Source organism: Streptomyces sp. SID4985, assembly GCF_009863025.1.
Lineage (GTDB): Bacteria > Actinomycetota > Actinomycetes > Streptomycetales > Streptomycetaceae > Streptomyces.
In genome coordinates this window covers 1-9722 of sequence record NZ_WWIR01000468.1, presented here as the reverse complement: position 1 = coordinate 9722, position 9722 = coordinate 1, and the positions used below count along the sequence as shown (strand labels likewise).

Below are 9722 nucleotides of genomic sequence, written 5' to 3'. Positions count from 1 at the left end.
GGCGGGCCCGGCGGGCGGGCGCCGAGGGGTCGGCCGGGCGGGAGCGGAGTTCTGCCACGATGGAGCCCATGCGAACAAGCGGTGCGATGCGGGCGATTACGGCGATGGCGGGCGGTGTGCTGATCACCGCCGGGGTGACGGGGTGCGGTGGCGGCTCGTCACATCAGGGCAAGGGCGCCGCGCACGCTCACACGGACGCCAAGCCGCGCGAGACGGCGCTGAAGCGGGTGCCCGGTGTCGGGGACCGGCTGTGGCGGCAGGTGCCGCCGACCACCCGGCAGGTCGTCGCGGTGTACGGGGACGGCAAGGACTCGGCCGACTCGACCGTCGCGCTCTACGAGAAGACGGGCCAGGTCTGGAAGCAGGAGCGCACCTGGTCCGCGCACAACGGGCGCAAGGGCTGGACGACGGACCATCACGAGGACGACAAGCGCAGCCCCGTGGGGGTCTTCACGCTGAGCGACGCGGGCGGCGTCCTCGCCTCACCGGGCGCGAAGCTGCCGTACACCCGCTCCGCCGCCTTCCAGGCGCCGCACTACTGGAAGAAGACGTACTGGAACGACTTCGACTACGTCATCGCCATCGACTACAACCGGGTCAAGGGCACCCCGCCCAACGACCCGACCCGGCCCGGGGGCCAGTCCAAGGGCGGCAACATCTGGCTGCACATGGACCACGGCAGCGGCACCTCGGCGTGCGTGAGCCAGTCCAAGGCGGACATGGAGTACCTGCTGCGCACGCTGGACCCGGCTCAGCATCCGGTCGTGGTGATGGGCGACCGGGCGGACCTGAAGGTGTGACAGCGGTACGCCGCTGAGCGGGAAGCGCCGGTACGCGAGTCCCGTACCGGCGCGCCGTCGTCCCTCCGACGTGTCTCAGCCGTGGCGGTGGCGCCAGCCCTGCCAGGCGGACTCGATCATGTCGTCCAGGCCGAACCGGGCGGTCCAGCCCAGCTCGTCGTGGATGCGGGCCGCCGAGGCGACCACCCGTGCCGGGTCTCCGGCGCGCCGGTCGGTGATGTCGGGCACGCACTCCTCGTTGCCGGTCACCTTGAGGATGCGGTCCACCACCTCGCGCACCGAACTCCCCTCGCCCCGGCCGATGTTCAGGACGACCGAGGTTCCCTCCGGGGTCTCGCCCAGCCACGTGGCGGCCGCCCGGTGGGCGGAGGCGATGTCCTGGACGTGGATGTAGTCACGCACACAGGTGCCGTCCGGGGTGGCGTAGTCGGCGCCGAAGATGCGGGGGGCCTCGCCGGCCTCGAGCCGTTCGAAGACCATGGGGACGAGGTTGAAGACGCCCTCGTCGGACAGTTCCGGGGCGGCGGCTCCGGCCACGTTGAAGTAGCGCAGGGAGACGGCGCGCAGCCCATGGGCGCGCGCGGCCGCGGCGATGAGCCGCTCGCCGATGAGCTTCGTCTCGCCGTAGGGGCTCATGGGGACACAGGGCGTGTCCTCGGTGACGAGGTCGACGTCCGGCATGCCGTAGACGGCGGCGGACGAGGAGAAGACGATCCGGCCGACGCCGGTGGCCGTCATCGCCTCCAGCAGGGTCTGCAGACCGGTGACGTTCTCGCGGTAGTAGTGGAGCGGCCGCTCGACCGATTCCCCGACCTGCTTCTTGGCCGCGATGTGCACGACCCCGGAGATGTGGTGCTCGCGCAGGGTGCGTTCCAGGAGGTCCGCGTCCAGGACGGTGCCCACCACCAGCGGCACGTTCTCGGGCACGCGGTCGGCCGTGCCGGTCGACAGGTCGTCGTAGACGACCACGTCCTCGCCGCCCTCGGTCAGGGCGCGCACCACGTGCGCCCCGATGTATCCGGCGCCTCCCGTAACCAGCCAGCCCATGGTCCGTCTCCTCTGTCCGTACCGTTTCGACCACCTTGGCCGATGGTCCGGCGAAAATCGAATGCGGCACAACGGGGCATTCGAGGCGCGGTCGATGGAGGTCGACGGAGGGGGCAGCGACCCGTAACGGCGCGCGGCCCAAGGGCTTTGCGATCGTCCCGCACGAGGGGGCAACAAGGCGATCTCCGCGGAACATGAGACTTCCCCCACGATGTCCGTGGCCACCCCAAGGGAACCAATGCCGCGAAACGGGCCGCCGGACGGAAGTGTCTTATTCCCACCGGCTCGACGGCCGAAGCCCGCGACCTGGGGTTGCGCGTCCCGTAACACGCACCGCCGGTGCCGAAGTGATGATTCGCGTCACAGGGCCGTCAGGACTTCAGGGCGATGCGCCGGGTTCTGCACCTGACATATAGGCTGTTGGTCAGTGTATCCTCCCTCATCCGTCAACCACCTGTGCTACAGGCCCCTCGGATGACGAAAGACTCAGGACCCGGGCTCGAACCCGGGCCCGGACCCGAACAGCGACGGGTGCGGTCAAAGGATTGGAAGAGCAGGGCGTGTCGAAGCCGCGTATCAGCGTGATTGTACCGATTTACCAAGTGCAGTCCTTCTTGCCGGAGTGCCTTGAGTCCATCCTTGAGCAGTCGTTCCGTGACATCGAGGTAATCGCTGTCAACGACCGCTCGCCCGATCGCTGCGGTGAGATCGTCGACGAATACGCCAAGGCCGACGAGCGGGTCCGGGCGCTGCATCTGCCCGAGAACGTCGGCCTGGGCCGGGCCCGGAACGCGGGCATGGAGATAGCGCGCGGCGACTACCTCTTCTTCCTCGACAGCGACGACACGCTGACGCCCGGCTCGCTGCAGCTCATCGCGGACCGGCTGGAGGAGACCTCCGACCCGGACGTCCTGATCTTCGACTACGCGCGCACCTTCTGGTGGGGCGGCGTGACCCGCAACAGCCTGGCCGCCGTCTTCCAGACGGAGGGGGCGGAGGTCTTCACGGCCAAGGAGCGGCCGGAGTTCCTCAGCCTGCTCATGGTGGTCTGGAACAAGGTCTACCGGCGCGACTTCATCGAGAAGCGCGGCTTCGAATTCCCGCCGGGATACTACGAGGACACGCCCTGGACTTTCCCGGTCCTGATGTCGGCGGAGCGCATGGCCGCCCTGGACCACGTCGCCGTCCATTACCGGCAGCGCCGTCAGGGCAACATCCTTCGCACGGTCAGCCGCAAGCACTTCGACATCTTCGACCAGTACGAGCGCGTCTTCGCGTTCATGGACAGCGACCCGTCTCTCGCGGAGTGGCGTCCTCAGCTCTTCACGAAGATGATCGACCATTTCATCGCCATTCTGGCGAAGAGCAACCGCGTGCCCGACGAATTGCGCTCGGAATTCTTCTCCATGGCGCACCGTCATTACCAGCGCTATCTGCCGGCGGGTTATGTGCGGCCCGAGGGAGAGTCGGGTATCCGGCACGCCCTGATCGCGCGTGGCGCCTACCCGGTCTACCAGACGCTGAAGATGGCCAACCAGGGTCGGCGCAAGGTCCGCAAGACGGTCCGCGCCACCAAGAAGAAGGTTGCCGACCGGCGCCTGACGCGCCATTACGAGGCCGCCCTCAAGCAGCCCATCGACCAGAACCTGGCCGTCTACTCGTCCTACTGGGACCGGGGTTACGTGTGCAACCCCGCCGCGCTGCACGCCAGGGCCAAGGAGATAGCCCCCCACGTCAGGGGTGTGGTGGTCGCCAAGAAGGAAGAGGTCAAGAAGCTTCCGCCGGGCGTCGACTACATCATCCCGGGTACCGAGCGGTACTGGGAGATCATGGCGCGCGCCAAGTACTTCTTCAACAACGTCAACTTCGAGGACCGCTTCGTCAAGCGGCCCGGCACGGTCCACGTGCAGACGCAGCACGGCACGCCCCTCAAGCGCATGGGCGTCCACCTGATGCAGTACCCGATCGCCGCCAAGGGCACGAACTTCACGAAGCTCCTGCAGCGCTCGGACCGCTGGGACTACTGCATCTCCTCCAACCGGTTCTCCTCGGAGATCTGGGAGCGGGCCTTCCCGTGCTCCTTCAAGCTGATGGAGAGCGGCTACCCGCGCAACGACGTCTTCTACACGGCGACCGCGGACGACGTCCGCCGCCTCCGGAAGAAGATCGGTATTCCCGAGGGAAAGACGGCCGTTCTCTACGCGCCGACCCACCGGGACTACACCAAGGGCTACGTCCCCCAGCTCGACCTCGGCCGCCTCACCGACGCTCTCGGTGACGACTTCGTCGTGCTCATGCGAGGCCACCACTTCTACGAGCGGACGGCGGAGGTCCAGGCGCTGGAGGCGTCCTCCCGTGTCATCGACGTCACCGCGTACACCTCCTCGGAGGAGCTGCAGCTCGCCGCGGACGTGCTGCTGGGCGACTACTCGTCCATGATGTTCGACTACGCCAACCTCGACCGGCCGATCGTGGTCTACGCCAACGACTGGGACGCGTACAAGATCTCCCGCGGTGTGTACTTCGACCTCATGGACGAGGCCCCCGGCCACATCGCGCGCACCCAGGACGAGCTGCACGAGATCTTCACCAGCGGCGCCTGGAAGGACGAGCAGTCCGACGCCCTGCGGGACACCTTCCGCCGCAAGTTCTGCGAGTACGACGACGGCCGGGCCGCCGAGCGCGTCATACGGCAGATCATGCTGGGCGAGCCCGCGGAGAACCTCCCGGTCGTGCCGCTGGACGAGCGAATACCGGCTCCGTCCCCCGCGGCCGCCGAGGCGGAAGGCGTGAAGGAGCCCGCGGCCTAGCGGTACCAGGTCGCACAGCTCCCCGGTCGGAGAGTCGGCGCGCCTCTGCGGAGCGCGCCGGCTCTCGGTACCGATACGGCCACATCCCTGGCATGTGCGCGCACGAAACCCCCGTCATCCCGCCCTCGGTGAGCCTGACGGAACGAAGCGGACTGGCGCCGCTGCTTTGCCTGACCTCTCGTCTTCCCCAGGGGGAAGGCCAACTGACAGGAACAGAAGAGAAGGTGGCCATGCAAGCCAGTTCCAGGGAGCGCTCCCATGCCGAGGTCAGACGGGTCTGGCCACGCGACGGCCGGATCCGTGTGATCGGGACGGTCATCATCGACGGGCAGCCGGACGGCGCCCCCGTCGACAAGTCGTGGCAGCTGTGCCTCACCTCCCGCGAACGGCCGGAGCTGCCCGCCCCGACCGGCGTCAAGCGGCTCACCGACCGGTTCATGCGCTCGCTGAGCTCCAGTTCGCGTCCGACCCCGCGCCGGCTGTACTTCCCCGTCTCCAGTGACGGCGCGGACTTCGAGGCGGTCGTGCCCCTCGGCGATCTGGCCGTTTGGGATGCACTTCCCCGTGAGCACTGGGACATGCATGTGGTCGCGCGGCGAGGTGAGCGGAAGCTGCTGCTCCGTGTCGGCGGCCACCTCGACGACATGCCGGGCAAGAAGCAGATCGTGAAGTACCCCGAGCAGTACAAGGACGGGGTAGCCGTGATGCCGTACTACACCGATGGCGACGACCTTGCCATACGCTGCGCCCGACGCGGCGACGCCAACCGGAGCGCCAGATGAAGCTGACCTATCTGATCTACAACGCGTTCGGCGTCGGGGGTACGGTCCGTACCGTCTTCAACCAGGCCAACGCCATGGTCGAGCGCGGTCACGAGGTCGAGATCGCGACCATGCTGCGCTACCACGACGAGCCGCCCTTCCCCCTGGACTCGCGGGTGAAGATGACGGCTCTCGTGGACAACCGGTCCGGCTCGTACGTGGACTGGGACGAGTACGACGGCCCGGAGGACACCTCCTGGCACGAGCTCTTCCCGGCGGGCCTCTCCAAGAACTTCGACAGCCGTCGCCGCATCGGTGCGATGATCCGCTTCCTGCGCGGTCTGGAGAACCAGATCGTGATCGGCACCCGGCCCACGATCAATCTGATCATCGCCGAGTTCACGGACCCGTCGCTGGTCCGGGTCGTCCAGGAGCACGCGGGCCTGTCCACGCACACGGGCGAGTGGCGCGAGGCCATCGACGCCGCCTACGTGAAGATGGACGCGGTCGTCTGCCTCACCGAAGCGGACCGCGCCGCCTACGCCGAGGCGTTCCCCGACGTCCGCGTCGGCCGGATCCCGAACGCGCTGCACACCCTGGACGTGCCCCGCACCGACCACTCGCGGCCCATGGTGGTCAGCGCCGGACGGCTCGACGGCAACAAGGGCATCGACAAGCTGATCGAGGCGTTCGGCAAGGTCGTGGAGGTCCACCCGGACTGGACCCTGCGCATCCACGGCGACGGACCCGAGATGGACGCCCTGCGCAAGGCGATCCGCAACCGGCACCTGTACAACCACGTCTTCCTCATGGGTCCGACGCGCACGCTCGACCAGGAACTCGCGAAGGGCTCCATCTTCGCGATGAGCTCCAAGTCCGAGGGCTTCGGCATGGTGCTGCTGGAGGCCATGAACTGCGGTCTCCCCGTGGTCAGTTTCAACTGCCCGGTCGGCCCGCGGGAGCTCGTCTCCGACGGCGTGGACGGCCTGCTCGTCCGTGAACTCGACGTGACCGCCCTGGCCGAGGGCATCATCCGCCTCATCGAGGACGAGAAGCTGCGCCGCGGCTTCTCCGAGGCGGCCCTGCGCAAGGCCGCCGAATACAGCCCCGACGTCATCACCAAGTCGTGGGAACTCCTCTACGAGGACCTGACCGCGGCGAAGTGATCCCCCGGGGGTTCCCGGGCGGTGGATCAACGCGTCCACCAACAGCCTTACCACTCCGGCGAGTTCGGGCGATGCTCTCACATCGCCGGAACTCGCCGGAGCGCGTTGCGGCACTAGAACGGCTCGAAGCCGTCGTACTCGTCCTGCGCGTCGTCCCGCTCGGCCTGCTTGTCGCGGCGGCGCTGGGCGGCGGGGCGCGGGGCCTCGAAGCGGTGGTCCTCGCCTCGGCGGCCGAGCATCTCGGCACCGGCGGTGACCGTGGGCTCCCAGTCGAAGACGACCGCGTTGTCCTCGGGGCCGATCGCGACGCCGTCGCCGGAGCGGGCGCCCGCCTTCATCAGCCGGTCCTCGACACCGAGGCGGTTGAGCCGGTCGGCGAGGTAGCCGACGGCCTCGTCGTTGTTGAAGTCGGTCTGGCGGACCCAGCGCTCGGGCTTCTCGCCGCGCACGCGGAACAGCGGCTCGCCGTCGATCTCCTCGCGGGTGACGGTGAAGCCCGCGTCGTCCACGGCCTTCGGCCGGATGACGATGCGCGTGGCCTCTTCCTTGGGCTTGGCGGCACGCGACTTGGCGACGATGTCACCGAGGGCGTACGTCAGTTCCTTCAGGCCGATGTGGGCGACCGCCGACACCTCGAGGACGCGGTAGCCGCGCGCCTCGAGGTCGGGGCGGACCATCTCGGCGAGGTCCTTGCCGTCCGGCACGTCCACCTTGTTCAGGACGACGATGCGGGGACGGTCGTCGAGGCCGCCGTACTGCCGCAGCTCCTCCTCGATGATGTCGAGGTCGGACAGCGGGTCGCGCTCGGACTCCAGCGTCGCGGTGTCCAGGACGTGCACCAGGACGCTGCAGCGCTCCACGTGGCGCAGGAACTCCAGGCCGAGGCCCTTGCCCTGGCTGGCGCCCGGGATCAGACCGGGCACGTCGGCGATGGTGTAGACGGTCGAACCGGCCGTCACCACACCGAGGTTGGGCACGAGGGTGGTGAAGGGGTAGTCCGCGATCTTCGGCTTGGCCGCGCTGAGCACGGAGATCAGCGAGGACTTGCCCGCGCTCGGGTAGCCGACCAGGGCCACGTCGGCGACGGTCTTCAGCTCCAGGACCACGTCCTGGAGGTCACCGGGCTCACCGAGGAGCGCGAAGCCGGGGGCCTTGCGGCGGGCGCTGGCGAGCGCGGCGTTGCCGAGGCCGCCGCGGCCGCCCTGCGCGGCGACGTAGGAGGTGCCGTGGCCGACCAGGTCGGCGAGCACGTTGCCCGCCTTGTCCAGCACGACGGTGCCGTCCGGGACCGGCAGGACCAGGTCCTGGCCGTCCTTGCCGGAGCGGCTGCCGCCCTCGCCGGGCTTGCCGTTGGTGGCCTTGCGGTGCGGGGAGTGGTGGTAGTCGAGCAGCGTCGTGATCGACTGGTCCACCGTGAGGATGACGTCGCCGCCACGGCCGCCGTTGCCGCCGTCCGGGCCGCCGAGCGGCTTGAACTTCTCGCGGTGGACGGAGGCACAGCCGTGGCCTCCGTTACCCGCGGCGACGTGCAGTTCGACGCGGTCCACGAAGGTGGTCATGGTGGGTGCCTCCAGAAAAGTGCGGGTATTACCTATGTCAACACGCGAAAGGCGGACCTGCCTTCCCGACCGGGAAGTGAGGTCCGCCTCGCGCGAAATGTTCGGTCGCGGCCGTGAATCAGACGATTCAGGCGACCGGAACGATGTTCACGACCTTGCGGCCGCGGCTCTTGCCGAACTCCACGGCGCCGGGCTGCAGCGCGAACAGCGTGTCGTCGCCACCACGGCCGACACCGGCGCCCGGGTGGAAGTGGGTGCCGCGCTGGCGGACCAGGATCTCACCCGCGCTGACGACCTGACCGCCGAAGCGCTTCACGCCGAGCCGCTGGGCATTGGAGTCGCGACCGTTCCGGGTGGACGATGCGCCCTTCTTGTGTGCCATCTGTTCTCAGTCCCTTACTTCGCAGCCGTGGGGATCTCAGTGACCTTGATCGCCGTGTACTGCTGGCGGTGGCCCTGACGACGGCGGTAGCCGGTCTTGTTCTTGTAGCGCAGAATGTCGATCTTCTGGCCCTTGTGGTGGTCCACGACCTCGGCCTGGACCTTGATGCCGGCCAGCACCCACGGGTCGCTGGTCACGGAGTCACCGTCGACAACGAGCAGGGTCGAGAGCTCGACCGTGTCGCCGACATTGGCGGTGGAAATCTTGTCAACCTCAACGATGTCGCCGACAGCAACCTTGTGCTGGCGACCACCGCTGCGCACGATGGCGTACACGCGGATCTCACTTTCGCTCGAAGGACGGCACCCCCGCAGGCCAGCCGCACCGGTAAAAACACCATGGACGACCTCTCCCGGCCACACCGGGTGTGACCGGGAGGGAAAAAGGTTTACGGGGATGTGGCATGTTCAGACACGCCGACAGTCAAGGGTACGGGCAGGCCCCGTAGGGGTCAAACCGGGCCCGGCTCAGCCGGTCAGCGTGGCCGCGTAGTCCGCGTACGCCTTCCGGATGCCCGTCGGGGACAGCTCCAGATGCTCCAGGATCGTGTAGCGGCCAGGCCGGGTCTCCGGCGCGAACTCCACGGCCCGGACGAACTCGTCCGCGCTGAACCCGATGTCCTCGGCCAGCACCGGCAGCCCGTGCCGGCGCAGCGAACCCGCCATGAGGAACGAGCCCTCGTGGTCGCCGCGCAGATGCATGGCGAAGGCCGCGCCGAGGCCCACCTGCTCGCCGTGGCTCGCCGCCCGCTTGGGGTAGAGCAGGTCGAGCGCGTGGCTGATCTCGTGGCAGGCGCCGGAGGAGGGCCGGGTGTGACCGGCGATCGACATGGCGATGCCGGAGAGCACGAGCCCCTCCGCGAGCACGGTGAGGAAGCCGTCGTCCACACAGTCGCCGGGGTGGCGCAGCACTGCCTCGCCCGCCTGGCGGGCCATGGCGGCGGCGAGTCCGTCGATCTTCTCGCCGTTGACCCGGTTGGCCAGCTCCCAGTCCGCGACCGCCGAGATGTTCGACACGGCGTCCCCGATGCCCGAGCGCACGAAGCGCACCGGCGTCTCACGGATCACGTCGAGGTCGATGAGCAGGGCGATGGGCGTCGGCACCCCGTAGGAGCCCCGGCCCGCGTCGTTGTCCAGG

At 68.5% G+C, this 9722-nt stretch carries 9 protein-coding genes; 4 read left to right on the top strand and 5 right to left on the bottom strand.

Translation table 11 applies throughout. The annotated features are described in order from the left end of the window. Window positions 1-59: 59 nt before the first annotated feature. Window positions 60-800 (top strand): L,D-transpeptidase family protein, encoded by a 741-nt coding sequence (locus GTW40_RS20775; RefSeq protein WP_202486192.1) that lies wholly within the window; start codon window positions 60-62, stop codon window positions 798-800. 75 nt (window positions 801-875) lie between these two features. Here the strand turns inward: GTW40_RS20775 and galE are convergent, their stop codons facing one another. Next, window positions 876-1847 (bottom strand): UDP-glucose 4-epimerase GalE, encoded by a 972-nt coding sequence (gene galE, locus GTW40_RS20770; RefSeq protein ID WP_161181702.1) that lies wholly within the window; start codon window positions 1845-1847, stop codon window positions 876-878. Between the two features lie 560 nt (window positions 1848-2407). Between galE and GTW40_RS20765 the strand changes: the two genes are divergently transcribed. The 3 genes from GTW40_RS20765 (at window position 2408) to GTW40_RS20755 (ending at window position 6584) form a co-directional block, all read left to right on the top strand. Further along, window positions 2408-4657 (top strand): bifunctional glycosyltransferase/CDP-glycerol:glycerophosphate glycerophosphotransferase, encoded by a 2250-nt coding sequence (locus GTW40_RS20765; protein WP_161181701.1) that lies wholly within the window; start codon window positions 2408-2410, stop codon window positions 4655-4657. 128 nt (window positions 4658-4785) lie between these two features. Beyond that, window positions 4786-5439: a hypothetical protein gene (locus GTW40_RS20760; protein ID WP_161181700.1), complete on the top strand. Its 654-nt coding sequence runs from the start codon at window positions 4786-4788 to the stop codon at window positions 5437-5439. After that, window positions 5436-6584, top strand: coding sequence for a glycosyltransferase family 4 protein (locus GTW40_RS20755; protein ID WP_161181699.1), 1149 nt, complete (start codon window positions 5436-5438; stop codon window positions 6582-6584). The genes GTW40_RS20760 and GTW40_RS20755 overlap by 4 nt, the downstream gene beginning before the upstream one ends. A gap of 113 nt (window positions 6585-6697) precedes the next feature. Here the strand turns inward: GTW40_RS20755 and obgE are convergent, their stop codons facing one another. The 4 genes from obgE to GTW40_RS20735 form a co-directional block, all read right to left on the bottom strand. Then, the gene (gene obgE, locus GTW40_RS20750) at window positions 6698-8143 is read right to left on the bottom strand and encodes a GTPase ObgE (RefSeq protein WP_161181698.1); all 1446 of its coding nucleotides are present in this window, start codon (window positions 8141-8143) and stop codon (window positions 6698-6700) included. Between the two features lie 127 nt (window positions 8144-8270). After that, complete coding sequence (rpmA, locus tag GTW40_RS20745; protein ID WP_018545137.1) at window positions 8271-8525, bottom strand: 50S ribosomal protein L27; 255 nt, start codon at window positions 8523-8525, stop codon at window positions 8271-8273. 14 nt (window positions 8526-8539) lie between these two features. Then, a complete protein-coding gene (rplU, locus tag GTW40_RS20740; protein ID WP_018545136.1) occupies window positions 8540-8860 on the bottom strand; it encodes a 50S ribosomal protein L21 in 321 nt (106 codons plus the stop codon). A gap of 192 nt (window positions 8861-9052) precedes the next feature. Further along, a partial coding sequence (locus GTW40_RS20735; RefSeq protein WP_161181697.1) for an iron-containing alcohol dehydrogenase occupies window positions 9053-9722 on the bottom strand: 670 nt, incomplete at its 5' end.